This window comes from Kitasatospora sp. NBC_00070 (assembly GCF_045041205.1).
In the GTDB taxonomy this organism is placed as follows: Bacteria; Actinomycetota; Actinomycetes; order Streptomycetales; family Streptomycetaceae; genus Kitasatospora.
Genome location: NZ_CP108247.1, coordinates 5,362,912 through 5,386,760, shown reverse-complemented (window position 1 = coordinate 5,386,760; position 23,849 = coordinate 5,362,912). Strand labels below are relative to the sequence as shown.

At 71.4% G+C, this 23,849-nt stretch carries 44 protein-coding genes; all 44 read left to right on the top strand.

Annotation, left to right across the window (positions count from 1 at the left end; translation table 11 throughout):
- Nucleotides 1-232: 232 nt before the first annotated feature.
- The 44 genes from OHV05_RS24700 to OHV05_RS24485 all read left to right on the top strand — a co-directional run bounded on the left by OHV05_RS24700 (nucleotide 233) and on the right by OHV05_RS24485 (nucleotide 23,842).
- Nucleotides 233-565, top strand: a complete 333-nt coding sequence (locus OHV05_RS24700; protein WP_405019592.1) for a hypothetical protein — start codon at nucleotides 233-235, stop codon at nucleotides 563-565.
- Nucleotides 562-906 (top strand): hypothetical protein, encoded by a 345-nt coding sequence (locus OHV05_RS24695; RefSeq protein WP_405019591.1) that lies wholly within the window; start codon nucleotides 562-564, stop codon nucleotides 904-906. Before OHV05_RS24700 ends, OHV05_RS24695 begins: the two co-directional genes overlap by 4 nt.
- Nucleotides 903-1,256, top strand: a complete 354-nt coding sequence (locus OHV05_RS24690) for a hypothetical protein (RefSeq protein ID WP_405019590.1) — start codon at nucleotides 903-905, stop codon at nucleotides 1,254-1,256. Before OHV05_RS24695 ends, OHV05_RS24690 begins: the two co-directional genes overlap by 4 nt.
- A gap of 16 nt (nucleotides 1,257-1,272) precedes the next feature.
- Complete coding sequence (locus OHV05_RS24685) at nucleotides 1,273-1,476, top strand: hypothetical protein (protein ID WP_405019589.1); 204 nt, start codon at nucleotides 1,273-1,275, stop codon at nucleotides 1,474-1,476.
- Nucleotides 1,477-1,507: 31 nt separating this feature from the next.
- Nucleotides 1,508-2,464, top strand: a complete 957-nt coding sequence (locus OHV05_RS24680; RefSeq protein WP_405019588.1) for a DNA cytosine methyltransferase — start codon at nucleotides 1,508-1,510, stop codon at nucleotides 2,462-2,464.
- A 13-nt stretch (nucleotides 2,465-2,477) separates the two neighbouring features.
- A complete protein-coding gene (locus OHV05_RS24675; RefSeq protein ID WP_405019587.1) occupies nucleotides 2,478-2,744 on the top strand; it encodes a hypothetical protein in 267 nt (88 codons plus the stop codon).
- A gap of 2 nt (nucleotides 2,745-2,746) precedes the next feature.
- On the top strand, nucleotides 2,747-3,268 hold the full coding sequence (locus OHV05_RS24670) for a hypothetical protein (RefSeq protein ID WP_405019586.1): 522 nt from the start codon (nucleotides 2,747-2,749) through the stop codon (nucleotides 3,266-3,268).
- A gap of 29 nt (nucleotides 3,269-3,297) precedes the next feature.
- A complete protein-coding gene (locus OHV05_RS24665; RefSeq protein ID WP_405019585.1) occupies nucleotides 3,298-3,681 on the top strand; it encodes a hypothetical protein in 384 nt (127 codons plus the stop codon).
- A gap of 73 nt (nucleotides 3,682-3,754) precedes the next feature.
- The gene (locus OHV05_RS24660) at nucleotides 3,755-4,045 is read left to right on the top strand and encodes a hypothetical protein (RefSeq protein ID WP_405019584.1); all 291 of its coding nucleotides are present in this window, start codon (nucleotides 3,755-3,757) and stop codon (nucleotides 4,043-4,045) included.
- Complete coding sequence (locus OHV05_RS24655; RefSeq protein ID WP_405019583.1) at nucleotides 4,042-4,218, top strand: hypothetical protein; 177 nt, start codon at nucleotides 4,042-4,044, stop codon at nucleotides 4,216-4,218. Before OHV05_RS24660 ends, OHV05_RS24655 begins: the two co-directional genes overlap by 4 nt.
- Complete coding sequence (locus OHV05_RS24650) at nucleotides 4,215-4,538, top strand: hypothetical protein (protein WP_405019582.1); 324 nt, start codon at nucleotides 4,215-4,217, stop codon at nucleotides 4,536-4,538. Before OHV05_RS24655 ends, OHV05_RS24650 begins: the two co-directional genes overlap by 4 nt.
- A complete protein-coding gene (locus tag OHV05_RS24645; protein WP_405019581.1) occupies nucleotides 4,538-4,873 on the top strand; it encodes a hypothetical protein in 336 nt (111 codons plus the stop codon). Before OHV05_RS24650 ends, OHV05_RS24645 begins: the two co-directional genes overlap by 1 nt.
- A complete protein-coding gene (locus OHV05_RS24640; protein ID WP_405019580.1) occupies nucleotides 4,870-5,166 on the top strand; it encodes a hypothetical protein in 297 nt (98 codons plus the stop codon). The genes OHV05_RS24645 and OHV05_RS24640 overlap by 4 nt, the downstream gene beginning before the upstream one ends.
- Complete coding sequence (locus OHV05_RS24635; RefSeq protein WP_405019579.1) at nucleotides 5,163-5,333, top strand: hypothetical protein; 171 nt, start codon at nucleotides 5,163-5,165, stop codon at nucleotides 5,331-5,333. The genes OHV05_RS24640 and OHV05_RS24635 overlap by 4 nt, the downstream gene beginning before the upstream one ends.
- Nucleotides 5,334-5,336: 3 nt before the next feature.
- Complete coding sequence (locus OHV05_RS24630) at nucleotides 5,337-5,597, top strand: helix-turn-helix transcriptional regulator (protein WP_405019578.1); 261 nt, start codon at nucleotides 5,337-5,339, stop codon at nucleotides 5,595-5,597.
- Nucleotides 5,594-6,013 (top strand): hypothetical protein, encoded by a 420-nt coding sequence (locus tag OHV05_RS24625; protein ID WP_405019577.1) that lies wholly within the window; start codon nucleotides 5,594-5,596, stop codon nucleotides 6,011-6,013. Before OHV05_RS24630 ends, OHV05_RS24625 begins: the two co-directional genes overlap by 4 nt.
- Nucleotides 6,010-6,204, top strand: coding sequence for a hypothetical protein (locus OHV05_RS24620; RefSeq protein ID WP_405019576.1), 195 nt, complete (start codon nucleotides 6,010-6,012; stop codon nucleotides 6,202-6,204). Before OHV05_RS24625 ends, OHV05_RS24620 begins: the two co-directional genes overlap by 4 nt.
- Nucleotides 6,205-6,227: 23 nt before the next feature.
- The gene (locus OHV05_RS24615; RefSeq protein ID WP_405019575.1) at nucleotides 6,228-6,836 is read left to right on the top strand and encodes a hypothetical protein; all 609 of its coding nucleotides are present in this window, start codon (nucleotides 6,228-6,230) and stop codon (nucleotides 6,834-6,836) included.
- A 308-nt stretch (nucleotides 6,837-7,144) separates the two neighbouring features.
- Nucleotides 7,145-7,807: a MerR family transcriptional regulator gene (locus OHV05_RS24610; protein ID WP_405019574.1), complete on the top strand. Its 663-nt coding sequence runs from the start codon at nucleotides 7,145-7,147 to the stop codon at nucleotides 7,805-7,807.
- Nucleotides 7,808-7,813: 6 nt separating this feature from the next.
- A complete protein-coding gene (locus tag OHV05_RS24605) occupies nucleotides 7,814-7,966 on the top strand; it encodes a hypothetical protein (protein ID WP_405019573.1) in 153 nt (50 codons plus the stop codon).
- A gap of 8 nt (nucleotides 7,967-7,974) precedes the next feature.
- Nucleotides 7,975-8,463, top strand: coding sequence for a hypothetical protein (locus OHV05_RS24600; protein ID WP_405019572.1), 489 nt, complete (start codon nucleotides 7,975-7,977; stop codon nucleotides 8,461-8,463).
- A 23-nt stretch (nucleotides 8,464-8,486) separates the two neighbouring features.
- Entirely contained in the window at nucleotides 8,487-9,089 is a 603-nt protein-coding gene (locus OHV05_RS24595; RefSeq protein ID WP_405019571.1) for a hypothetical protein, read from the top strand.
- A 763-nt stretch (nucleotides 9,090-9,852) separates the two neighbouring features.
- Nucleotides 9,853-10,059 (top strand): MerR family DNA-binding transcriptional regulator, encoded by a 207-nt coding sequence (locus OHV05_RS24590; protein WP_405019570.1) that lies wholly within the window; start codon nucleotides 9,853-9,855, stop codon nucleotides 10,057-10,059.
- A gap of 14 nt (nucleotides 10,060-10,073) precedes the next feature.
- Nucleotides 10,074-10,841 (top strand): SGNH/GDSL hydrolase family protein, encoded by a 768-nt coding sequence (locus OHV05_RS24585; RefSeq protein WP_405019569.1) that lies wholly within the window; start codon nucleotides 10,074-10,076, stop codon nucleotides 10,839-10,841.
- Between the two features lie 17 nt (nucleotides 10,842-10,858).
- Complete coding sequence (locus OHV05_RS24580) at nucleotides 10,859-11,695, top strand: hypothetical protein (protein WP_405019568.1); 837 nt, start codon at nucleotides 10,859-10,861, stop codon at nucleotides 11,693-11,695.
- Between the two features lie 10 nt (nucleotides 11,696-11,705).
- Entirely contained in the window at nucleotides 11,706-12,374 is a 669-nt protein-coding gene (locus tag OHV05_RS24575; RefSeq protein WP_405019567.1) for a DUF4082 domain-containing protein, read from the top strand.
- A 305-nt stretch (nucleotides 12,375-12,679) separates the two neighbouring features.
- Entirely contained in the window at nucleotides 12,680-13,036 is a 357-nt protein-coding gene (locus OHV05_RS24570) for a holin (RefSeq protein ID WP_405019566.1), read from the top strand.
- Nucleotides 13,033-13,341, top strand: coding sequence for a hypothetical protein (locus OHV05_RS24565; protein WP_405019565.1), 309 nt, complete (start codon nucleotides 13,033-13,035; stop codon nucleotides 13,339-13,341). Before OHV05_RS24570 ends, OHV05_RS24565 begins: the two co-directional genes overlap by 4 nt.
- Nucleotides 13,338-13,517: a hypothetical protein gene (locus OHV05_RS24560; RefSeq protein WP_405019564.1), complete on the top strand. Its 180-nt coding sequence runs from the start codon at nucleotides 13,338-13,340 to the stop codon at nucleotides 13,515-13,517. Before OHV05_RS24565 ends, OHV05_RS24560 begins: the two co-directional genes overlap by 4 nt.
- 161 nt (nucleotides 13,518-13,678) lie before the next feature.
- Nucleotides 13,679-14,293 carry a hypothetical protein gene (locus OHV05_RS24555; RefSeq protein WP_405019563.1) on the top strand — a complete coding sequence of 205 codons (615 nt, stop codon included), beginning with the start codon at nucleotides 13,679-13,681 and terminating at the stop codon, nucleotides 14,291-14,293.
- A complete protein-coding gene (locus tag OHV05_RS24550) occupies nucleotides 14,274-15,845 on the top strand; it encodes a hypothetical protein (protein ID WP_405019562.1) in 1,572 nt (523 codons plus the stop codon). The genes OHV05_RS24555 and OHV05_RS24550 overlap by 20 nt, the downstream gene beginning before the upstream one ends.
- 11 nt (nucleotides 15,846-15,856) lie before the next feature.
- Nucleotides 15,857-17,314: a phage portal protein gene (locus OHV05_RS24545; RefSeq protein WP_405019561.1), complete on the top strand. Its 1,458-nt coding sequence runs from the start codon at nucleotides 15,857-15,859 to the stop codon at nucleotides 17,312-17,314.
- Nucleotides 17,315-18,286 (top strand): hypothetical protein, encoded by a 972-nt coding sequence (locus OHV05_RS24540; RefSeq protein ID WP_405019560.1) that lies wholly within the window; start codon nucleotides 17,315-17,317, stop codon nucleotides 18,284-18,286. It begins immediately after the preceding gene.
- Between the two features lie 49 nt (nucleotides 18,287-18,335).
- On the top strand, nucleotides 18,336-19,091 hold the full coding sequence (locus OHV05_RS24535) for a hypothetical protein (RefSeq protein WP_405019559.1): 756 nt from the start codon (nucleotides 18,336-18,338) through the stop codon (nucleotides 19,089-19,091).
- 22 nt (nucleotides 19,092-19,113) lie between these two features.
- Nucleotides 19,114-19,974, top strand: coding sequence for a P22 coat protein - protein 5 domain protein (locus OHV05_RS24530; protein ID WP_405019558.1), 861 nt, complete (start codon nucleotides 19,114-19,116; stop codon nucleotides 19,972-19,974).
- 15 nt (nucleotides 19,975-19,989) lie between these two features.
- Entirely contained in the window at nucleotides 19,990-20,349 is a 360-nt protein-coding gene (locus OHV05_RS24525; protein ID WP_405019557.1) for a hypothetical protein, read from the top strand.
- Nucleotides 20,349-20,657 (top strand): hypothetical protein, encoded by a 309-nt coding sequence (locus tag OHV05_RS24520; protein ID WP_405019556.1) that lies wholly within the window; start codon nucleotides 20,349-20,351, stop codon nucleotides 20,655-20,657. Before OHV05_RS24525 ends, OHV05_RS24520 begins: the two co-directional genes overlap by 1 nt.
- A 9-nt stretch (nucleotides 20,658-20,666) precedes the next feature.
- Nucleotides 20,667-21,236: a hypothetical protein gene (locus tag OHV05_RS24515; protein ID WP_405019555.1), complete on the top strand. Its 570-nt coding sequence runs from the start codon at nucleotides 20,667-20,669 to the stop codon at nucleotides 21,234-21,236.
- Nucleotides 21,233-21,643, top strand: coding sequence for a DUF6093 family protein (locus OHV05_RS24510; RefSeq protein WP_405019554.1), 411 nt, complete (start codon nucleotides 21,233-21,235; stop codon nucleotides 21,641-21,643). Before OHV05_RS24515 ends, OHV05_RS24510 begins: the two co-directional genes overlap by 4 nt.
- Entirely contained in the window at nucleotides 21,640-22,023 is a 384-nt protein-coding gene (locus OHV05_RS24505; RefSeq protein WP_405019553.1) for a hypothetical protein, read from the top strand. The genes OHV05_RS24510 and OHV05_RS24505 overlap by 4 nt, the downstream gene beginning before the upstream one ends.
- Complete coding sequence (locus tag OHV05_RS24500; protein WP_405019552.1) at nucleotides 22,020-22,424, top strand: hypothetical protein; 405 nt, start codon at nucleotides 22,020-22,022, stop codon at nucleotides 22,422-22,424. Before OHV05_RS24505 ends, OHV05_RS24500 begins: the two co-directional genes overlap by 4 nt.
- A 14-nt stretch (nucleotides 22,425-22,438) precedes the next feature.
- A complete protein-coding gene (locus tag OHV05_RS24495; protein WP_405019551.1) occupies nucleotides 22,439-22,768 on the top strand; it encodes a hypothetical protein in 330 nt (109 codons plus the stop codon).
- A gap of 67 nt (nucleotides 22,769-22,835) precedes the next feature.
- Entirely contained in the window at nucleotides 22,836-23,315 is a 480-nt protein-coding gene (locus OHV05_RS24490; RefSeq protein ID WP_405019550.1) for a hypothetical protein, read from the top strand.
- Nucleotides 23,315-23,842, top strand: a complete 528-nt coding sequence (locus OHV05_RS24485; RefSeq protein ID WP_405019549.1) for a hypothetical protein — start codon at nucleotides 23,315-23,317, stop codon at nucleotides 23,840-23,842. The genes OHV05_RS24490 and OHV05_RS24485 overlap by 1 nt, the downstream gene beginning before the upstream one ends.
- Nucleotides 23,843-23,849: the final 7 nt, after the last annotated feature.

Sequence of the window (23,849 nt, the reverse complement as noted above, 5' to 3'; positions counted from 1 at the left end):
TCTGCGAAGGGATTGCGAAGGGATCTGCGAAGGGATCTGCGAAGGCTTTGACCTGCGGTTCGAAGGGATCGAAGGGAACTTCAAGTCATTTCACGCATACGAGAACACACATCTTCTCTCTAACCCCTATGGGCTTCGAGGGTCAGCAGATCCCTTCGATCCCTTCGCATGCCTGGTCAGACCCTTCGCAGATCCCTTCGCAGATCCCTTCGCAATCCCTTCGCAGGCACTGATGCCGCCCCGCAAGAAGCCGCCTGCGTGGCTCGCGGACCGCAACCCGACCAGCGACCGGGCGCGCGTCACCAAGTGCCCGCGCTGCCAGCAGACCGTGATCCGGGCCCTGGTGGGCTCCTTCGCCGCTCTGGACGTCCGCGCCGACCCTCGGCCGCTCGGCCTCGCCGAGGAGCTCCTCGCCCGCCTTGCGGGCCGCACCACCTACTGCCTGGCGATCCGCCCGTACCTCCCGCACCGCCTGCTCGACCGGACCCGCTGGCACATCGCCGCCGGCACCTGCACCCACACCGTCGTCGCCACCCACAACTGCCCGAGGGGACACAGCGCATGAGCGCCAACAAGGACAAGGGCTCCGCCTGGGAGCGGGCCATCGTCGAGTACCTGCGCGGCGCCGCCTGGCCGCACGCCGAGCGCCGCCTCGCCGGCTCCGTGAAGGACCGCGGCGACATCGCCGGCGTGCCCGGCGTGGTCATCGAGGCGAAGAACACCGCGCGCACCGAGCTGGCGGCCTGGGTCGCCGAGGCGGAGGTCGAGCGACTGCACGACGGCGCCTGGCTGGGCGTCGTGTGGCACAAGCGCCGCGGTAAGGCGAGCGCCGCCGACGGCTACGTGACGATGACCGGCGAGCAGTTCACCCGCCTTCTGGCCCAGGCCACCGGCGGTGCGCGATGAGCGCCGCCGCCCCGCCCCTGGTCGGCTCCGAGACCTGGCTGCCCGTCATGGAGGCCGCCCACTATCGCTGCTGGTGCAAGGGCGCCTGTGGGGCCCGTCACACGGTCAGCCACGGCCACTGCGACCACATCGACGGCCAGCACCTCGCCAAGTACGGGCCGTCCCGCCTGATCGCCGCGCCCGCAGACCTGTCCGAGCAGCGCTTCCCCGGCGCGGCCCTGCGCTCGACGGCACTCGTCGCCTGGTGCCCGCCCTGCTACGACGGCGCCCGCCGCAAGGCCGCCCGCGAGGCGAAGGCCGAGAGCGCCGCGCTGGACGTGCCCCTGTTCGACCTCGACGCGACCGCCTGACCGCCCGGAGTCCCCGATGCCCACCCGTCGTCCCCGCCCGCCCCGCATGGCGGTCCGCATCACCCTCACCTGCGGCTGCACCATCCTTGCCCGCAACCAGCCCCTCGGGAGCCGGACCACGTTCGGCTGCACCACCGGCCAGGGGCACGGCTACAGCCTCGCCTGGACCTCGTACGAGGACACGGACAGCGGCTGCACCAGCCTCCGCCCCACCCCCTGACCGCCCGTCAGCCCACCACCGAAGGAGCACCGTGACCGAGCCCCGCCCCGATCTCGCCCTGTTCGCCGGCATCGGCTTCGCCGAAGCCCTCCGCGGGCACGGCCGGACCGAGATCGGCCTGGAACTCTCCGAGACGGCCTGCCGGACCCGGGCCGCCGCCGGGCACGCCACGGTCCGCTGTGACGTCGCCCAGTACCCTGTGGAGCCCTTCGCTGGCCGGGTCGCCGGGTTCACCGCCGGGCCGCCGTGCCCGCCGTTCAGCAAGGCCGGGCTCAAGGCCGGCATCGGCGACATGCACTACATCGCCGTCACCATCCGCGACCTCGCGGGCGGCACGGATACCCGCCCCTGGCTCAACGAGATGTGCACCGACCCCCGGTCCCCGCTGACCGCTGAGCCGATGCGCTGGTTGGCCGCGCTCCGCCCCGAGTGGGTGGTGCTGGAGCAGGTCCCCGCAGTGCTGCCGCTGTGGGAGCTGTACGCGGACGTGCTGGCCGGCTGGGGCTACAGCGTCGCGACCGGGGTGGTGGATGCGGCCTCGTACGGGGCGCCGCAGCACCGCAAGCGTGCCGCCCTGGTCGCGTCCCGGCTGCACCCCGTCCGGCTGCCCGCTCCGACGCACGGCCCGGGCCTGGCCCCGTACGTGACGATGCACCAGGCGCTCGGCTGGGGCTACACCGGCCGTCCGGCCCCGACGGTGACGGGCGGCGGTACGGCGACCGGCGGCGCGGAGCCGTTCGGCAACGGGTCCCGGAAGGCGCTGCACCGCGCCGCCGATCACGGGCTGGCCGTTCCGGGCCCGCGCGGCTGGCGCCCTTCGGCGGCCGACTGCGCCACGTTGCAGGGCTTCCGGCCCGGCATCGACTGGCAGGGCAACGCCGGCGCCCGCCACCTCGCCATCGGCAACGCCCTCCCCGTCCCGCTTGCCTCCGCACTCACGGCTGAGGCCGCAGGCATCACCCACCTGACCGCCGCGGCTGCGGCCTGACCTGGAGCCCCCGATGACCAACACCCAGCCCACCGCCAACCCCGAGTCCTGCGTCGCAACCACCCTGCACTCCGGCCCGGCCGACTGCCTGGAAGGCGACTGTGACGAACTGGTCACCGAGGACGGCGAGCCGACCGGCGTCACCTGGTGCTCGCACGTCACCACGCAGGAGGCATGCGGCACCCACTCCGAGTTCACGACGGACGAGTGGGAGTACTGCACCAAGGCCGTCCCCTGGCCGCACCTGACCGCCACCACCCCGTCGACCGAGGAGTCCTGACCGTGGACCAGCTCACCGACCAGCAGCTCACCGCGCGGTACGAGCGCCTCGCCGACGCCGCCGGGCATGCACTCCACGCCCTCGGCTACCTCATCGAGGACCACCCCGACCCCGGCGCCGACGCGCTCGGAGCCCAGTACAACCTGCGCCAGGAGCTCCTCGGGCACACCATGCGCGAGGAGTCGGCCGAAGCCGTTGACGCGGTCGCCCAGCACGAGCGGCGCAAGGCCGTCGCCGCAGCGTTTGCCCGGCTCGACGCCCACGACTGGGGCTACGACCACGGCTTCTGCGACGAGTACGGCACTGACCCGGAGACGGATGCCTTCGTGGACGCGGCGCTCGCCGTGGTGCAGCCGGAGCTGGACCGCCTCCGCGCCGAGCTGGAGCAGGCCCGCCAGCAGCTGGACGCCGTCCTCGCGGTGTGCGACGCCGCCGAGCGCCAGGCCACCCGCTGGGAACACCCGCTGCCCGTGCCCGACTGGGTCCGCACCGTCCGCTACGCCGCTGCCCGGCCGTCCGCCTGACCACCCACCACACCCAGGAGACACCCGACATGACCGACCTCGCCACAGCCCTCGAAGCCGCACACGCCGACGTGCTGGCCAATCAGCCGCCCGCGCCCGACCCGGTCACCATCGACCCTAACGACCAGATCACCGCCATCCACACCGGCAAGCTCTTCCACGCCTGGATGGAGGACAGCGACACCTGGGACGGCTGGGCGATGTACACCGACCTCGACACCGCGATGAAGGTCGCCGCCGTCGCCTACGCCGACGAGGAGTACCCGTACCGGAACGAGCCGGATGACGAGGAGTGCTCGAAGCCCGGCCAGCTCGTCTGGACCAAGGTCTACGGCTCCTGGCACCTGGCCGACGGCGGCCGGGACACCCGCATCCGCATCACGCTGACCGCCGTCTACGGCCCCAATGCCTGACCGCCTGTCACCGGCCGCCGCCCACCCGGCGGCGGCCAGCCTCCTAACCACCTCCTAACCGAGGAGCACCTCAGTGACTGACCTGAACGCTGCCCAGTGGAACCGCTACCACCCCGTAGGTAGCCCCGTCATCGCCTACCCCGGGGTACGCCCCGAGTTCGGCGCCACCCTCGGCATGACCGCCTACGACCCCGACTGCGGGCGCCCGATCCGAGCCGACGAGTACCGCCAGCTCACCACCGTCACCCGAAGCCCCGCCTGGAGCCTCGGCCACGGATCGCCAGTCGTCAAGGTCGACGGCTACGCAGGCGGCATCAGCCTGGAGCACATCGATCCCATCGGCGTCGGGGCGGTGACCGAGTGACCGCCGACCAGCAGGTCATCGACTGCCCGGAGAAATGCGTTACCCCCAAGGGCGTTCAGCTGGCCGAGGTGCCACGCCCCCGACACGCCTGGAGTGACGTCCTCAACTGCCCCAACGATGGCTGCGGCCGGTCCTTCCTGGTGAAGCAGCGGAACTCCGAGGTGGCCGAGTGACCGACCAGCTCCGCGACCGCATCGCCGCCGCCCCGGAGAGCCTGCGGTGGATCGTCACCGACGAGCACGCCCTTGCCTGGGAGAGCGCCGCGAACTGGCTGCACGCCAACTCGCACATCGACGAGGCATTCGACCCGCAGCGAGCCAGCGCCCCCTGCGACGCCTGCTGGCGAGCTGCCGCGTACGCCACGAAGGGCGTCGTCCTGGCCGGTTACCGCCGACCGGACACGGGCCGATCCACCAGCTCCTGCGGCTGCGTCACCGCGACCCACCCCGGCCACTACCCGTCGTGCCCCACCCGCACCGTCCAGGAGTCCTGATGCCCGACAGCCTCTCCGCCAAGCCCCCGCTGCCGGCTGACCTGTTCGCCCCGTGGCCCCGCCAGCACGTCGACACCACCGAGGGCAGCCCCTTCCGTCGCATCACCCGCACCGCCACTGGCGCCGCCGACGACTGGGCGCTCGGCCCCAACGGCGCCTTCAAGCAGCCAGGCCTAAGCCTCGCGGACATCATCCACACCAGCGTCGAGCAGGCCCTGCTGCACCTGCTGGAACTCGGCCTGATCGACATTGACACCGAGCGGCTCGCCACCGCGAAGGGCGTTCCGGTCCGGCGCCGAGACTCCCGCCCGGCCGAGGGCGAGGTGACCGAGTGAGCGCCATCATCTGCAGCCCCGCCGAGTACCTGCTCCGCCGGGTCGCCAACTGCCCCACCTGCCAGCGCAGACGGCGCTTCTCCGGGCGCTACGCGGTTTGGTACGGCGCCACCTGGTCGTGCTGCGGTTGCGGCGACACGTGGACCGACGGCGAGCGCCACCGTCGTCCTTTCCGTCGCGGCTGGCGGCCCAAGGCCATCAGCCAGGCCAAGTCGACCTGGGACCAGGCCGGACTGCAGAACCGGGCCGCGTTCGACGCCTGGTGCCACGAGCAGTTGGGGGTGACCGAGTGACCGGCCCGTTGGGCCCGTGGACCCTCGCCGCCCTGATCGCCGCCTGGATCATCACCGGCACCCTCATCACCCTGTCGTGGTGCCGCGCCGCCCACCGAGGCGACCAGGCCGAACAGGACGCGTTCGACCGCCAGTTCGACGCCATCACCCAGCAGATCGAGGAGTAGACGATGAGCAGTCCGACCCCCGCCCGCTACGGCCAGCCCCTCACCCAGCCCGAGATCACCATCCTCCGGTACGTCGCCAACGGCCTCTCCAACGCCGCCATCGGCCGGGCCACATTCATCTCCGAAGACACCGTCAAGTCCCACCTGCAGCGCGCCTTCCGCAAGCTCGGCGCCACCAACCGCGCCCACGCCGTCGGACTCGCCGCCCTCGCCGGCCACGTCACCCGCAGCGACATCCGCCCCGACCTGGAGCGTGCGTCGTGACCGACCGGATCCGCCTCGACGACATGACCGACGACCAACTCGACCAGCTGTACGCCCGAGCCGAAAACGCTGAAGCCGACCGCAACGCCGCGATCGAACGCGCCGACCTGCTCCAGACCCAGGTCTGGGACTACCGGCAGCGGATCCTCGACATCGACGCCCACGCCACCCCCTACGACGTCCGCGAGGAAGACCCCGAGGGCAGCCCGCGCGCCTACCTGATCACCGTCGGCTCGCTGCACCGGGCACTCGGCACCGTCGGCCAAAGCGCGGCGAAGTGCGACGCCGAGGCCAAGCTCGACGCTGTCCGGAACGCGCTGCACATCGCGGACGCAGCCGACGTCACCGACTGGCAGCGCGGCTACCGGGCCGCTGCTGAGCGGGCCCTGGCCGCCCTGAATGGTCAGCCCGGATGACCGCCGACGTCCGCTTCACCGACGAGGCCCTCGCCTACCAGCAGGAAGCGCTCTGGCCCGACGACTGGGCCACCGAGCCGCCGCCCGCCGACACCGACGACGACAGCCCCCACTGCCGCCTCGCCTGGATCGGCCGCCGCTACCGCACCATCGCCGACCTTCCCGACAGCGCCACCTACCGCGCCGCCTGACCACCCTGCACGAGGAGCTGGACATGCTCGACACCCACACCGCCGCCCGACTCGACCGCCAGCTCCGAGAGCTCCCCGACGCCCTCGTCCTCGCGCACCTGGCGCTGCTGCCCGGAGCCGGGGCCCGCGGCGCTCGCGTCTCCGGCGCCACCCGCACGGCGCCCCTGCCGTGCCCTGTCGACGTGCTCAGCCTCTTCGGGCCGGCCGCCCCCGGCACCGTCCACGACGACCACGGCGACCAGGACGGCATCATCCCGCTCGGCGCCACCATCGCCTCCTGGGCCCGCCTCATCGCCGAGCAGACCGGCCAGTGCCTCGTCACCGGCACGGTCGGCGGGCACCTCCAGTTCCTCGCCCGGCGTCCCGCCTTCGCCTTCGCCATCCTCCAGCCCTGGGCCGACGAGTACGCCGCCGAGATCGCCGACGTCCACCAGCACGCCACCCGGCTGTCCCGCACCCGCCCCCGCAGGACGCCCATGCAGATGCCCTGTCCCGCCTGCGACATGCTCTCCCTCGTCCGCCAGGACGGCCGGGACATCGAGTGCGTCACCCCGGGCTGCAGTGTCCTGATGCGTCCCGGTGACTACGACTGGCGGGTTGAACAGATCCTCGCCGAGCTCGAAGCGGCGTGACCTTGCGGGACGCCTGGGACGGACCAACTCCCCGGCGTCCCGCCGCAATTCGGTGCCGCGAAAGTCGTGACAGACCATCAGGAACCCTGATAAAGTCCCCCGTACAACAACAAAAAGAACGGCCCCCAACGGTGTTAGAGCACCGATGAGGGCCTGACCATCGAGAGACTGCGAGATCTCCAATGGCTATCCGCGATCGTATCGCGCGGCTCCGTGCACCCCGCAACACCCGGGACACGTCGAGCCCCTGGTGGGTCAACGCCACCACAAGCACCGGACGCCCCGTCGTCCTCGGCGCCGCACTCGTCATGAGCGCCCCCGCCGAATACCACCTCGCGAAGGCCGCCGGATTCGGCGACCCCTACGCCTACGGCATGCCGCTCGTCCTCAGCTCCTACGCCGGCATCGCCGCCGTCGTCGCAGCCGACCGCCCCAAGGGCGCCCGAGGACGCGCCTCCGCCATCATCGGCGCCGGCCTCGCCCTCAGCCTCGCCATGGCCGCCCAGGTCGTCGGCCACTGGCTCACCACCGGCCACATGGCCAGCAGCGGCACCCTCGTCGCGATCGTCTCCGCCGTCCCGCCGCTCGTCGTCGGCCACCTCCTGCACCTCGCCGCCACACCCACCGAGGCCACCAGGCAGGACGCCCCCGCCGAGGACGAGACGCCCGAGACGGCCCCCGTCCCCGCGCCGGTGACCACCACCCCGGCCCCCGTCCTCCCGGCCGCCGCCCGGCTGCTGCCCACGCTCACCGCATGCGGCACCCGTCCCGCCGCGCAGGACACCGCAGGACAGGCCACGCTCCTGAGCACCACCGAGGTCGCCATCCTCTACGGAGTCGATCCGTCCACGGTCCGCGGCTGGGTCAGCCGCGGGGCTCTGCCCATCGCCAGCAAGGACAGCCGGGGGCGCAACCGCTTCGACCCGTCCCACCTCGCGCACCTCGCCGTCGCCGCAGCGTCCCAGAACTGACCCACCGTGGACGCCCTCGTCTGGGCGATCCCTGCCGCGCTCGCGCTCGGTCTCCTCGCGATCCGTGAACCACGGAACGCCAACGCCGTGCTGCTCGAAGCCGCCGCCTTCTGGATCGCCATCACCTTCGCCGCCCTGCCCCTCCTCCTCACCCGATAGGACCCGCCATGAACACCGTCACCCTCGGCGGGCTCACCGTCGGCGCCGCACTCCTCATCGTCCAAGGCATCCGCTGGTGGACCCGCGAGAACCACAAGATCGGCGCCCTCGTCCCCTACCTCCTCTCCGTCGCCTACGGCATGACCGCCATCTACGGCATCGGCGCACTCCTCGGCGGCATCTTCAACGTCGCACTCTGGGGAGCCAACGGCCTCGGCGACCTCGCCCTCGTCTACGGCGTCGGCGGCACCACCCACCCCGTCACCGGCCACCACACGAGCGCCCTCACCGCAGGCGGCTACGTCGTCGTCACCCTGCTGACCGTCGCCCTCGTCTGCCTGTGTGTCTGGGCCAAGTCCGTGCCCATCTGGAAGGTCGCCACCGGCACCCTCGCCGGGATCTGCCTCGGCCTCGTCGGCAGCGTCGCCAGCACCGCCGCCGTCCCCCTCGCCTCCGCCGTCAACGCACTCGGGGCGCTCATCCCCGCCGGCCAGTGAACCGCCTCACGGCCGGCGGGGGAGTGCTCCTCCACCGAGTCACCGCCTGGTGGGCAGCCGACGGCGTCAAGTCCGGCATCGCCCGCATCATCGGCACCCTGCTCGCCGCCGCGTTCGGCGCCGGGATGCTCCTCGCCGCCCCCGGCCTCTGGTGGCCCCTCGCCGCCGTCTGGCTCATCGCCTCCTGGTTCGCCACCCCGGCCGCCGTCGCCGAGGACGAGGCAGAAGAGGAGGAGAACGATCCCGGCGCCTTCCTCGCCTCCCTGCACCACCTGATCGGCGACCAGAAGGGTGTGCACCTCGCCCAGATCGCCGCCGAACTCCTCGGCGACGAGACGGCCACCGACCGGGTCCGCGAGCAGTGCAGCGCGGCGAGCGTGACCATCAGCCGCGGGGTCCGCGTGAAGGGCCGCGGCGTATCAACCGGCGTACGGCGCGACTCACTCCCCCCGCTCCCCGCCATCTCCCCGACCGCCCCTGTTGCCGTTGTTACCGCAGGTCAGAACGAGCAACAGCAACAGCAACACCCCGGCCAAGAGGGGTTCGTCGTCCTCCCCGACCCCGACGGCAACCCCCACCGGCACCAGATCCACTGGGTCAACCAGCCCACCCGCAAAGCCTCCTGAGCCACCGGGGTGGCCGCACCGCCTGGCAGCAAGCCGGCCACCCCGGGCCCTCCACCACTCACCAACGAGCAGGGAGATCCACATCATGGCGTACGCCAACGGAACCCAGCAGCCCCAACCCGCTCCGGCACCCGACCCGCAGCCCACCACCCTCACGCGCGGCGGCGGCACCAGCACCATCTGGCCCCAGGGCGGTGCCGAGTGACCCGCCTGCTGGCCGTCCTCGCCAACATCTACGTGCCCGTCCCCCGCACCCTCCAGTGCCCGAACTGCCACTTCTGGTACGTGGAAGGCGCCGGCCACGGCTGCTGATCAACCCGCCTGCTCCGGACACCTTCCGGGGCAGGCGGAACCGCGAGAAGATGAGGACATGCGCTTCCGCCGACGGCCTGCCGCCACACCGCCAACGCGCCCCAACCCCACCGCGATCGCCGTTATGGAGAATGACCTCCTGGGCATCAAGCCCAGGCCCGGCAGTATGGCAGCGCTCGCCATCGCACTCCGCCAAACCGGGACCTGCCTCACCCACCAGCCAGTTGAGACAACCGGCATCGGAGACCCGCGCTCGACCGGCGTATGTACGGGCTGCGGTGCCAACATGATCCAGGATGACCACGGAGACTGGCTGGTCGCCTGAGCGGCGATCCTGCTTGCGCGTGATCCGCACCCCGTGTCACGCTGATGCCAGCACTACACGTGCGCCTACATCACGAAGGGCCCGACCACCACGGTCGGGCCCTTCGGCGTTGGACAGGAGGCGGCGATGGAAGACCTGCTGACAGGCCCCCAGGCCGCCGAGCTCTGCGGCGTCACCCCCGCCGCCATACGCAAGTGGCGCCAACGCGGCCAGCTCGCCCCCGCCGGCCTCGACGAGCGCGGCCGCCCCCTCTTCACCCAACTCGCCGTCGCCCTGGCCGAGAAGGCCACCCGGCAGCGAGCCAGGCGAGTCCCCGGTCAGCGCGCCGCCTGAGCCCCGGAGGCACCGTGACCACCCCGTACAGTCCCGAGACCGCCACCGCGCTCGCCATCGGCGCCACCACCGCCGGGTACGTCGAGGGTTCGGGGCCCACCTGGGACGACGACATCGCCACCTACAACCTGCGGGAAGCCGACCGTCGGGCGTCGATCCTCGCCCTGTACCAGCGCGACGCGATCGCCGCGCTGCACCGAGCCCTGCTGCCACCCACTGCGACGGTGCGGGTCCTGTGCGCCGGCGACTCCATCACGCTGGGCACCGGCTCCACCGACGGCGCCGGATACCGGCCCTGGCTCGCCTCGCTCCTCGTACAGCGCCGCATCAACACCCAGTTCACCGTCATCGCCCAAGGCGGCAAGACGATGCGCGAGATGACCCCCGCGATCCTCGCCGCGCTGCCCGCCGCCTGCCCCGACATCGTCCTGATCGCCTTCGGCACCAACGACGCCGCGCAGCCCGACCTCACGGACTGGGCGGCCCGCTGCGGGCAGCTCGTCGACCAGATCCTCGCCAGCTCACCCACCGTCCGCGTCGTTGTGGCCCGCCCCGCGCTCTCCCGCGCCGCCTGGCTCACCACCGGCGAGGCCGCAGTCGACGCCGCCGTCGACACCGTCGTCAACGCCCGCAAGACCGGCGGCCGGGCCGCCTCGGCGGACATGACCACCGTCCCCCAGCGCTGGACCGGCGACGGCGTCCACCCCCTCGACGCCGGCTACCTGCTCATGGCCCAACGCTGGACCGACGCCATCAACCCCTGGCTGCCGACTCCGGCCTGACGACGCGGGAGGTGACCATGCCGCTGCCCGACTCAGTCGAGACCGTCACCCTGAGGCTCTACGACGCCCTGCACGCAGACGGCACCCCCCGGCGGGGCAGCATCATCATCACGCCCGCCCCCGCCGCCATCATCACCTCCGGCGACAACGCCGTCTTCGCCGGCCCGGTCAGCGCGACCTACGACGGCACCACCGTCCCAGGCCCGCTGGTGCTCGTCGCCACCGACTCCGCCAGCATCACCCCCATCGACTGGACCTACACCGTCCAGGAGCGCTGGTACGACGCCCCCTCACGCTCCTACCCGATCGCCCTCCCGGCCGCCGAGCCCGACGTCGACCTCGCAGCGATCGCACCCGTCGTCGCCTCCGACGGCACCCTGGTCCCCGCCGCCGGCCCACCCGGACCACAGGGCGAGCAAGGGCCCGCAGGAGCGACCGGAGCGACCGGCCCCCCGGGCGCCACGGGGGCAACTGGCCCGCAAGGAACAGCTGGTGCGACGGGCGCCCAGGGCCCACAGGGCAACCCCGGAGCCACAGGAGCCACCGGGGCTCAAGGCCCCAAGGGCGACACCGGCAACACGGGAACCACCGGCGCGACCGGATCAACCGGCGCCGCCGGCACGAACGGCACCGCGGTGCTCAACGGCTCCGGCAGCCCCAGCAGCGGCACCGGCGCCAACGGCGACTTCTACATCGACACCAGCGGCTCAGGCTTCATCGTCGTCTGGGGCCCGAAGGCCAGCGGCAGCTGGCCCGGGTCGGGTATCAAGATGGCGGCCACGCCGAAGATCACCGTAGCCAGCTCGGCCCCCAGCTCCCCGGCCACCGGAGACGTCTGGATCGACACCACGTAGGCGGTGAGCGATGACCGAGGTCCGCGTCTACAACGCCTTCACCGGCCCCGCCAACTGGGCCAACGACGGCGCCGCCGCCAACGACGGCATCAGCGTAGGCATGGAGTTCCGCGTCAGCGCACCCGCCTGGGCCACCAAGCTGTGGTTCTGGCGGGCCAACACCGACGGCGACAGCAACATCCGCCGAGGCGGCATCTACCGCCTCTCCGACGGCGCCCTCCTCACCCCCGACACCAGCTTCGGTGCCGTCGGCACACTCGGCGCCTGGAACTCCGTCAGCCTCGCCACCCCGCTCGCCCTCACCACCTACGACGGCACCGACGCCACCCGCTACATGGTCGTCATCTACCACCCCGGCGGCGGCTTCACCTTCACCCAGAACGTCATGACCGCCGACCGGACCGTCGGCATCCTCACCGCGCCGGCCAGCGGCAGCGCCAAGTACGGCTCCAACACCTACCGCGAGAGCCCCAACACCCTCAGCCTGCCCACCGACACGTTCAACTCCAGCCGCTACTGGCTCGACGTCAGCGTGGACGACACCGCACCGGCCAGCCCCGGACGTCCCGTCAAAGTCTGGAACGGCAGCACCTGGCAGACCAAGACCCTCAAGACCTGGAACGGCTCGGCCTGGGTGGCCAAGCCGACCAAGACCTGGAACGGATCAAGCTGGGCGTGACTCCTCGGCGCCCCTCCGGACGGCCACACCGCCCACTGTCACAGCCACCCCGCCGATCACCAGCGTCCACGCCGTGTTGCTGCGGCCGGCCAACGCCGAAGCGCACACGAGGCGGGACGCTGTACCGCCCTGGTCCTTCGGCCCGAACGCCGACCCACAGTCCTCGCCGCCCACCGGCCACGAGCCGAACACGATCCCACCCACCGCGAGCGTCAACCCAGCCGCGAGCGCACCAGCACCAACCTGAGACACCAACGTCCCCTCCCCTTCGACAGGGGCGACACAGTAGGGCCGAGGTGACCACGATGGCCAGACGTCGCGCACTCACCGTCTGCTCCACACCCGGCTGCCCCGAGTACACCGAGGGCGGCAGGTGCACCGAGCACAAGGCAGAGGCAGAGCAGCGCCGAGGCAGCGCACGGCAGCGCGGCTACGGCAGCCAGCACGAACGCCGCTTCCGTGCCGGGGTACTGCAGCGTGACCCCACCTGCGTGCTGTGCACTGAGCGGCCGAGCAAGCATGCCGACCACTACCCGCTCAGCCGGCGCGAGCTGGTCGAGCAGCACCTCGACCCCGACGACCCGGCCCACGGCCGTGGCCTGTGCGGTCCCTGCCACAGCAGCGAGACCGCCCAGCACCAGCCCGGAGGGTGGCACGCGTGACCGTCATCAGGCTCCTGTATAGGGACGAGCTGGAGGGCAACCGCCAGGTCATCTGTGACTGGCTCACGGCGAACCACATCGACCCGTGCGACGTCGATCCCGCCTGGGTGTCCATCGAGACCTACGCCGGATCCAAGATCATTCGATGGAAGGCGATCAAGCGCACCGTCGAAGGACGCGCCCTGGTTGACCCGGACGACCCGAACCGGCACTGGGTCGTCGAGTGCCACAACAGCCTCATCGTGGAGCTTGACCTGCCACTGTCAGCACGCCCCGCTCCCCGGACCGCAGGCGGTCTCGCATGAGCGAGCACAACGTCCAGGTGTACAGGCTCCCCGGTGGTGGCCTGATGGTCGCCGAGGAGCACACGCTGACCGACGAGGAGTGCGCCCGGGCCCTGTGCGCGCTCGCAGGCCGGCACCCCAGGGCAGGCACCGTCTGGGGCTCGACCACGGAGGGTGACCGCCCCCCTGGGGGGTGACCCCCAACGCCGCAGGTCACCAGGACCGCCGGGGAGGCATCTCGCCGTCTGTACGGGTCTGGGAGATCCCAGGCCGAGCGTCACGTGACGCAGTGTGACCCGCTCTCGGCCGCAACGGCCGGAGGCTGACGTGCCGCAACGGCACACCTGGAGGCGATCACATGGCAGGCATGGGCCCGGCGCCGAAACCGGCGGCCGAACGGCGGCGGCGCAACGCCACCACTGCGACGACCAAGCTCCCAGCCGGAGGCAGGCAGGGCGAGCTGCCCCGCTGGCCGCTGCTGGCCGACATCATCACCACCGAGCGCCGGGACTCCGCCCGCCGCCTGGCTGACGAGCTCGAACTCCAGCTGCTGGAGCCCGAGCTGACGGGCCGGGCTCGGGCCGCCGCTCAGCGCAAGCACGACACCGCGAACACGGCGGCGAACATCGCCGACCGGATGCTCGAAGCTCAGGAGCAGGTCGAGGCAGAGCTGTGGGCCGAGCTCTGGGCGACCCCGCAGGCTGCGGCCTGGGAGCGCCTCGGCTGGACGCGCGAGGTCGCCCAGTACGTCCGGTGGAAGGTCAAGGCGGAGAGCGGTGACCTGGATTCGGCGAAAGAGGCCCGGCAGCTTGCGGACCGTCTCGGCCTGAACCCGTTGGCGATGCTGCGACTGCGCTGGGAGGTCGCCGAGGACGAGGTGGCCGAGCAACGGGCCGGGCGAACCGCCAAGCGCCCGGTCGGCGCCCGGCAACGACTGAAGGTGGTTGACCCGGATGCCCTGGCGGGGGGCTGAATACCGCGGCGAGTTCCCCACGTTGGGCTGGCAGGTCGGCGAGTGGATCGAGGAGGCCTGTGTCATCCCGGACGGCGACCGGGCGGGGCAGCCCTTCATCCTCACCGACGAGATGTGGACGTTCCTCGCCCACCACTACCGGCTCCGGCTCACCGCCGCGATCGGCCAGCGCGCGCCGGCGTTCGCCTACCGCCGCAGTCAGCTGGTCCGCCCGCAGAAGTGGGGGAAAGGCCCGTTCTCCGGGTCGATCATCTGCGCCGAGGCCGTGGGGCCGGTCCTGTTCGACGGCTGGGACGCGTATGGAGAGCCTGTCGGCCGGCCGTGGCCAACCCCGCTGATCCAGATCGCCGCGAACTCCGAGGACCAGACGGCCAACGTCTACGGGGCGCTCACGCCGATGATCGAGCTCGGGCCACTCGCAGACCTCATCCCGGACACCGGGGAGACCCGGATCAACCTGCCGGGCGGCGGCCGGATCGACCCGGTCACCTCCCGGGCGCGTTCTCGCCTCGGCCAGCGGGTGACGTTCGTTCTGCAGGACGAGACCGGCCTCTGGACGGTCGCATCCGGCATGGTGCAGGTCGCCGAGACCCAGCGCCGGGGCCTGGCCGGCATGGGTGGCAGGTCGATCGAGACCACCAACTCCTGGGACCCGTCCGAGGACAGCGTGGCTCAGCGCACCGCCGAGTCTCGGGTACGCGACATCCACCGGGACCACCGCCAGGCCGACCCGCACCTGAACTACAAGCTCAAGGCGGATCGGCGGAAGATCCACCGCGTGGTCTACGGCGACTCCGCGAAGCCCCGCACGGGCTGGGTGGACCTTGACGCCATCGAGGCCGAGGCAGCCGAGCTGATCGAGAAGGACATCGCCCAGGCGGAGCGCTTCTTCGGCAACCGGGTCACCGCCGGGGTCGGCACGTGGCTCGAGCGTGCGATCTGGGACACCCGGGCTCAGCCGCGAGCGGTGCCGCGCGGCACCCGGATCGTCCTTGGCGTGGACGGCTCCGACCTGGACGACTGGACTGGCATCCGGGCCGAGACCCTGGACGGCTACCAGTTCACCCCTACCTACGGGCCCGACCGGCGCCCGTGCGTGTGGAATCCGGCGGACTGGGGCGGGCAGGTCCCGCGCCTGGAGGTCGCGGCGGCCTTCGACGAGGTCATGCGCACCTACGACGTGGTCCGCGCCTACATCGACCCGCCGTACTGGGAGAGCGAGACGGACGCCTGGGCCGACAAGTGGGGCGACCGGGTGGTGCGTTGGTATACCCAGCGCACCACCCAGATGCACGCCGCAGCTGAGCGCCTGGTCACCGACGTCACGAAGGCGGACACCTCGTTCCGGCACGACGGGTGCGAGATCGCCTCGGCGCACGTCGGCAACGCCCGCAAGGCGGCGAGGCCGGGCGGAAAGTACGTGCTCCGCAAGGCAGCGGTGCACCAGAAGATCGACGTTGCGGTCTGCTCGATCCTCGCCCGCGAGGCGGCCAGTGACGCGATCGCCGCCGGCCTGGCCAGTCAGCAGAAGTACTACGTCTACACCGGATGAGGAGGCACCTGATGGCGACGGAAGAGCAGGCCAGTCGGCTGGTGGACATCCTCATGGCCGAACTCACCACCCGCTCCACCCTGGTGACGAGGAACTCCAACTACTACCGGGGCAAGCACCCGCTCCGCTTCGCCTCGGATGAGTTCCGGGACTACTTCGCCAAGCAGTACAGCGGCTTCGCGGACAACTGGGTCCAGCCCGTCAGCGACTCCCCGGTGGAGCGCCTGACGGTGACGGGCATCCAGGCCGCCGGGGAGCTCACGGCCGACAAGGAGCTGTGGCAGGTCTGGCAGCGCAACGGCCTCGACGCCGACAGCCAGCTCGGCTTCCTCGGCGCCGTTCTCTCAGCCCGCTGCCACGTCCTGGTCTGGGGCGACCCGAAGAATCCGGACCTGCCGGTGGTGACCTTCGAGGACGCCTCGTCCTCGATCGTGCAGTACGAACCGGGCTCCCGCCGGCGCCGGGTGGCCGCGCTCAAGTCGTGGCAGGACGGGATGTGCGAGTACGCCACCCTCTACCTGCCCGACCAGGTATGGAAGTTCGAACGCTCGCTCTCCTCGGGGCCGAAGAAGACCGCGCAGATGGCGGAGGCCGACGAGGCGGTCGACTCCTGGGCACCCCGGGACGTGGAGGGCGAGCCGAACCCGCAGCGTAACCCCATGGGCGTGGTGCCCATGATCGAACTGCCGAACCGCCCGCTGCTGGCCGAGGAGCCGATCTCGGACGTCTCCGGGGTGGTATCCATGCAGGACGCCATCAACCTGCTGTGGGCCCAGCTGTTCACCGCCTCCGATGCCGCTTCCCTGGCCCAGCGCGTCATCACCGGCGCCGAGCTGCCCAAGATGCCGATCCTGGACAGCAACGGGCAGAAGGTCGGCGAGAAGCCGATCGACCTGAAGCGATTCCAGAAGGACCGCGTGCTGTGGCTGGAGAACCCCGAAGCCAAGGTCGACTCCTGGCCGGCGGCCAACCTGGCGGCCTACACCGAGATCATCACGGTCGCGGTCGGCCACATCGCGGCCCAGACCCGCACCCCCCAGCACTACCTGGTCGGCAAGATGGCCAACCTGTCCGGCGACGCCCTGATCGCCGCCGAGACCGGCCTGGTGAAGAAGTGCCAGGAGAAGCAGCTCTGGTTCGGCCAAGCCCTGCGCGAGGTCTTCCAACTGATCGCCCTCGCCCAGGGCCAGACCGCGAAGGCGGACGCCGTGGCCGGCGGCAGCGTCCTGTGGGCGGACAGCGAATCCCGCAACATCGCCCAGCTCACCGACTCCCTCCTGAAGCTCAAGCAGATCGGCTTCCCGTTCCAGTTCCTGGCCCGCCGCTTCGGACTGACCCCCACCGAGGTCTCCGACCTGATGGACATGCGGGAGACCGAGGCCGCCCTCGACCCCGTGGCCGCCCTCATGAACGCCGCACCCGCTCCGCCAGGACTGTCGACCGGGCCTGACCCCGCGCTCGGAGGGTGAGTGGTGGACACCCTCGAGCTGGCCGCCCGACACCTCGCTGTCCGCCGCCGCACTGCCGCCGCCACGGTCCTCGGTGCGGTCCGGGAGTGGCGGGCCGTCAACCCGGCTGACCTGTCCGAGTCCTGGATGGCCCAACTGCCCCGCCTGCTCGCCGTCGTGAGTGCTGGCCAGCTTGCCGCCGCGGGCAGCGCCCAGTCCTACACGGACGCTGCGACGATCGCGCAAGGCTCGATCCCAGACAAGGCGGGCCACGTGAACCCGGCTGCCTTCGCCGGATTCGCATCCGACGGCCGGGACCTGGCCTCGCTGCTGTACCTACCAGTCATCGACACCAAGGAGGCCATCGGCAGCGGCTCCTCCCTGCGGGAGGCTCTCTGCATCGGCGAGCGCAAGCTGCGGCTGCTCGTCGACACCCAGGTCGCCGACGCCGGCCGAGGCGCCGACGGCGTCGGCATCACCGCAGACCGGACCCTGACCGGCTACGTGCGGGTCATCTCCGGCGGCGCGTGCGGCCGGTGCGCACTCCTGGCAGGCAAGTACTACGCGTTCAACCGCGGCTTCGCCAGACACCCGCACTGCCACTGCCAGCACCTCCCCGTGGCCCGGCACAGCAAGCTGCGGCCGCCCACGGTGGACGCCCGCGACTACTTCGCCTCGCTCAGCCCGGCCCAGCAGAGCAAGGCGTTCACCGTCGCGGGCGCCCGAGCGATCCGTGACGGCGCTGACATCAGCGCCGTCGTCAACGCCCGCCGCAGCCTCTACACAGCGGCCGGGCGCCCCGGCGGCACCCGACTGCTCGCCACCCGCGAAGGCATGACCAAGCGCGGCCTCGCCTTCAAGCGCCTCAAGGCCCTTGAGGCGGCGGGACGCGCGCCGGCTCGGATGCGACTGACCCCGGATGCGATCTACAAGCTCGCCTCCGATCGGGACGACGCCATCCGCCTGCTGCACCGATACGGCTACCTCTTCTGACCTCGGCACCGCGCAATGCGGTGCCCCGACTCCTGCACCAGGAGCACTGATGACCCACCGCACCCTGCCCCGGCACTCCCTCACGGGGCTCCTCGCTGTTGGTTGGCGCAAGGCCCGCCCCGGCGAGACCGACGACCAGCCCATCTGGCCGATCCTCGGCGGCGCCCCTGGCGATGACGAGGACGAGGACAGCACCGACGACGGCTCCGACCAGGACGACGACTCGGACGGTGACGACACCGACGAGGCGGATGACCAGGAGGCCGCCGACGACCTCGGCGACAAGGGCAAGCGTGCCATCGACGCGATGAAGGCCAAGCTCAAGGCCGAGCGCGAGCGGCGCAAGGCCGCCGAGGCGGAGAACGCCACCCTCAAGGTCAAGCCCACTGAAGGCACTTCGGACGAGCAGGCCATCCGCGAGCAGGCACGCACCGAAGCGCGGGCCGAGTCCCTGCGCGAGCGCGCCCTCGACCGGCTGGAGGCCAAGGCCGCCCGCCTCCTCGCGGACCCGGAGGACGCCCGCGCCTACCTCGCCAGCAGGGTCGAGGACTTCATCGACGGTGACGCCATCGACAACGAGGCGATCACCGAGGCGCTGGAGGAACTGCTCCAGCGCAAGCCGTACCTGGCCGCAACGGCCGGGGCCGGCGGCAAGCCCCGCTTTGAGGGCACCGGCGACGGCGGGGCCCGCAAGGGCGCCACCGGCCCGAGGCAACTCACCGAATCCGACGTCAAGAAGATGACGCCCGAGCAGATCGACGAGGCTCACCGCAAGGGTCAGCTGCGCGACTACCTCGGCGGATAACCACTCCCCGAGAGGAACCCCAGTGGCAATCACCCGATTCAAGCCGGAGGTGTGGAGCGCCAAGCTCCTCGTCGCCTCCCGCAAGGCGCTCGTCTACGGCGGGCCCCTGGTCATCAACAGGGACTACGAGGGCGACATCTCCGACTCCGGTGACATCGTCCGCATCACCTCCATCTCCGACCCGACCGTCGCCACCTACACGCCGAACAGCACGGTCATCACCCCGGAGGAGCTGACCGACGCTCAGCGGACCCTGCCCATCGACCAGTCGAAGTACTTCGCCTTCAAGGTGGACGACGTCGACAAGCGGCAGGCCAAGGGCGACGTGATGACCGAGGCCATGTCCCGGGCCGCGTACCGCATGGCCGACACCCAGGACCAGTTCATCGCCGGGCTCTACACCGGCATCCAGAGCGCCAACGTCCTGGGCTCCACCGGCGCGCCGATCAACACCTTCACCGCCGCCACCGACGCCTACGACAAGGTCCTCGTCCCGCTGCGGACCAAGCTCGCCAAGGCCAACGTCCCCACCCAGGGCCGGTTCCTTGTCGCCACCCCGGAGTTCATGGCCTCCCTGCTCCTGGACGGCCGCTTCATCAAGGCCAACGAGGCTGGCACCCCGGACGCCCTGCGCAACGGTCTGGTCGGCCGCGCCGCAGGCTTCACCATCTTCGAGTCCAACAACGCGCCGGTCCCCTCGGGCGACACCCAGGTCATCCTCGCGGGCGTCAACTCGGCGATCACCTTCGCCGACCAGATCGCCAAGACCGAGGCGTACCGCCCGGAGAACTCGTTCTCGGACGCGATCAAGGGCTTGAGCGTCTACGGCGCCAAGCTCGTGCGCCCCGACATGCTCGCCTGCGCCTTCATCGACCCGGCCTGATCGGAGACCTGACCCATGGCACGCACCGCCGTCCCGTACAGCCCCCTGCTCGCGAACAGCTCCCTCGCGGACCCCGCCGGAACCTCGATCGCCTCCGGCGCCGGCAACGGCGGCCAGGTCGCCGCGGCCCGCCCGGAGCTGACCGTCCTGCGCGCCGTGTTCACCACGGCCGGGAACGTCGTCATCAAGGCGGGCACCTACCCGCCCGCCCTCGCCGCCGGCCAGGGAGACCTGACCGTAGCGGTCGGCACCAACGGTGTCGTCTTCCTCGGCCCGTTCGAGTCCGGCCGCTTCCTGCAGTCCGACGGCTCGCTGATCGTCGAGACGACCCAGACGGTCACCCTGACCGCTCTCCGAGTCCCGAGGGCCACCTGATGACCGAGACCATCCACGTCCGAGGCGAGGGAGGCATGGTCATCGCCATGGACCTGCCCCTGCCCGAAGAGATCGCCCTGCGTCTTACCAAGGGGGCACTCACCCAGGTCAACGCCGACGGCAGTCCGCTCCACATCGCCAGCACCCCGGAGCCGGGCATTCCGGCGGCGCCGGACAAGGCGCCGCCGCAGGCGGCCCCGAAGGCCGAGTGGATCGGCTGGGCCGTCGCCAACGGCGCCGACCCCGAGGAAGCCGAGGCCCTCACCAAGGCGGACCTTATCGACCAGTACGGCGCCGCCGCAGAGTAGGAGGCCCTGATGAGCCTGCCCCCTCTGGCTACCCCCGCAGACGCGACCGCCTGGGGCTACTCGCTGCCCACGGCGGACGCCGGCGCACTGCTCAGCCGCGCGTCGGTACGCATCCGGCGCGCGGCTGGCCAGCCCATCACACCCTCCACGGTCACCACCCAACTCGACGCCGACAACGGCATCGTCACGCTCCCGGCGCCGCCGGTGGTGGCCGTGGGGTCCGTCCGCTCCGTGGACCCCGACGACGGCAGCCTGACCACCGTCACTGGCTGGTGGTGGGACGGCGAGCGGCTCCACCTGCCCGACTGCTCCGTCTACCGGGTCGACGTCACCTACCAGCGCGGCTGGGCCATCACCCCCGACGGCATCGTCGAGCTGACATGCCAGGTCGCCAACCGCCTGGCACTCACCCCGGCAGGCATGGACATCGGAATCAGGCAGCGCTCCATCGACGACTACTCCGAGACCTTCGCAGTCGAGCAGATGGACGTCGCTGGTGATCTCCTCCCCGGCGAACTGACCGCCCTGAAACGGGAGCTCAGCAGTCCCGGCCGCGCCTGGGTGGTGGGGTCGAGATGACCGGCCTGGATGAGCTCCTCGCCCACGGCCGCGCCGCCCACGAGGCGCTGATGCTCGACACTGTCCGACTCCGGCGCCCGGGGGCGGACGCCTACGACCCGGCCAGCGGCGCCACCACCCAGCCGGACGCCCGGGTGCTGTACGAGGGCCCCGGCCGGGTGAAGCCCGCCCAGGCCGAGGATCACGGCGTTGATGCGGGCGAGCGTCAGGTGGTCCTGCGGCGCTACGAGATCGCCTTGCCGTTCTCGACGATGCCGGTGGCCGTCGACCGGGTCGTCCCCGGCGACCAGGTGGAGATCATCGCGTCACCGGACGCCCGCCTGGCCGGGCTGACGCTGTGGGTGACCTCGGTCGGCTACTCGGCCACCGCAACCGCCTGGCGGATCAGCGGAGAGGACCGGTCATGACCGCGGACACCTCCGAGCTGGGCATCCTCTCGGCCCGGATCGCCCGAGCCGGGGCGGAGATTGAGCGCGAGGCGGCCGCCGTGGTGGCCCGGGGCGCGCTCAACATAAAGAACGACTGGCGGGCCAACGCCCGGCAGACGGCCGGCCGTCACGCACGGATCTACCCGGCCAGCATCGGCTACGACCTGCACCCCCTGCCCGGCGGCGGTGCCCGGGCCGTCATCGGGCCCGACAAGGACCTGCCGCAGGGCCCGCTCGGGAACATCCTCGAGTACGGCTCGGCCAGCTCTCCGCCGCACAACGACGGCGGCCGGGCCTTCCTCGCTGAGGAGCCGCGCTTCCTCATTGAGGTCGCCCGGCTCGGCGGTGAACTCCTGTGACCGCCCCGGAAATGCTGCCGCACGTCCTGGCGTTCCAGGCCGCACTCGAGGCTGCGGCGCTGACCGTCTACCCGGGCGGGGCGCCGGCCGCAGTCACGCTGCCCAAGACGTACATCGTGCTCTACCCAGACCCCGGCGTCGCGTCGGCCGCGAGCCTGGCCAACGACCGAACCCGGCTGGACGCACTGGTGCAACTGACCTGCGTGGCAACCACCTGGGCCGGTGCGCTTGGCACAGCTGACCGGGCCCGGGCCGCACTGGTCGCCCCGCTCACCGTCGCTGGCCGACAGTCCTGGCAGCCGGAGGAAGTCGGCGGGCCGCCGCTGCAACGCGACGACGACCTGACGACGCCTCTTTACTACCTGCCGGTGCAGTACCGGTTGCGATCCACCACCGCCTGATCGGAGAACACCTCATGGCCCTGCTGACCCCCCAGGCGGTGAGCCGCACCGGCCTCACCCCGACCTACAGTGCTGCCGCCGCCTCCACGACCGTCCCGTGCGGCGAACGAATCTGGCTGCACGTCAAGAACACGAACGGCTCGTCGATGACGGTGACGCTCACCTCCACGGCGGTGACCCTCGGTCAGGCGACTGTGGATGTCGTCGTCACCGTCCCGGCCACCACCGGCGACAAGATGATCGGCCCCATCGCTCCGGGGCTGTTCGCCGGTGCCGTCGACGGAGCGTGCGCCATCACCTACTCCTCCACCACCAGCGTCACCGTCGCCGCGCTGCGGATCTGACGCCACCTCAACCCCCTCGCAGGTCCCGCCGTCCGGCCGGGACCTCCTGCATGCCCAGGAGGCAGACATGGCTGACACGATCAGCGACGGCAAGACCCGCGTGCACTGGGTGGCGACCATCGCCAATCCGGCCGCCCCGACCGCCGCCGAGTGCACCGCCGGCAGCGACTACACCCCTCGCATCACCCCCGACGGCCTGAAGATCGACCCGACCACCGCGGACGTCGACACCAGCTCCCTCGCCTCGACGTTCGACACCAAGGAGGTCGGGAGGGTCAGCTACGACACCGAGCTGACCTTCAAGCGCGGCACCACCCCGAGCGACGACCTCCCGTACACGACCCTGCGCTACGGCGTCCACGGCTACCTGGTGGTCCGCCGGAACTTGGACTACGCGACGGCGTTCGCCGCTGGCCAGATCGTCGAGGTGTACTACGTGGCGTGCGGTGAGCCCGCCAACATCTCCCCGGCCGCTAACGAAGTCGCCAAGTTCAAGAGCCCGATGAAGGTCACCACCGCACCGGGCACCCTGGTCACGGTGGCCTGATGGCGAAGCAGAAGCGCACCATCGCCGACATCATCGCGACGGCCAAGCCCCGGACCGCGACGGTCACCCTGTACCTCGCGGGGGACGTGGCGTCCCGGATCGAGGTACTGGAGGCCCAGCTCTCCGACCACGCCGGCTGGGTGGCGGACTCCATGGCTGCCGTCGATCCGCGGCGGGCCATCGTGGTCGAGATCCGGGCGCTGCAGGGCCAGATCCGTGATAGCGCCGCCGAGTTCACCCTCCAGGCGGTCTCGGACGCCGAGTGGTCGGCCCTGCTCCTGAAGCACCCCGGGCGCCAAGCCGAGGAGGGCTTCAACCCGGAGACGCTGCTGCCCGCGCTGATCCCGGCCTGCTGCGTCGAGCCCGCGATGAGCGCCGACGACTACGAGGCCCTCAGCCAGGTCATCAACAAGGGCCAGCGGGACCTCCTCGAGGCGGCCGCCTGGCGCGTCAACAACGAGGCGACGACCGTCCCTTTCTCGCTGGCCGTCTCCGCGATCGACGCCTCCCGCACCGCGGCGAAGTAGAGGCGGC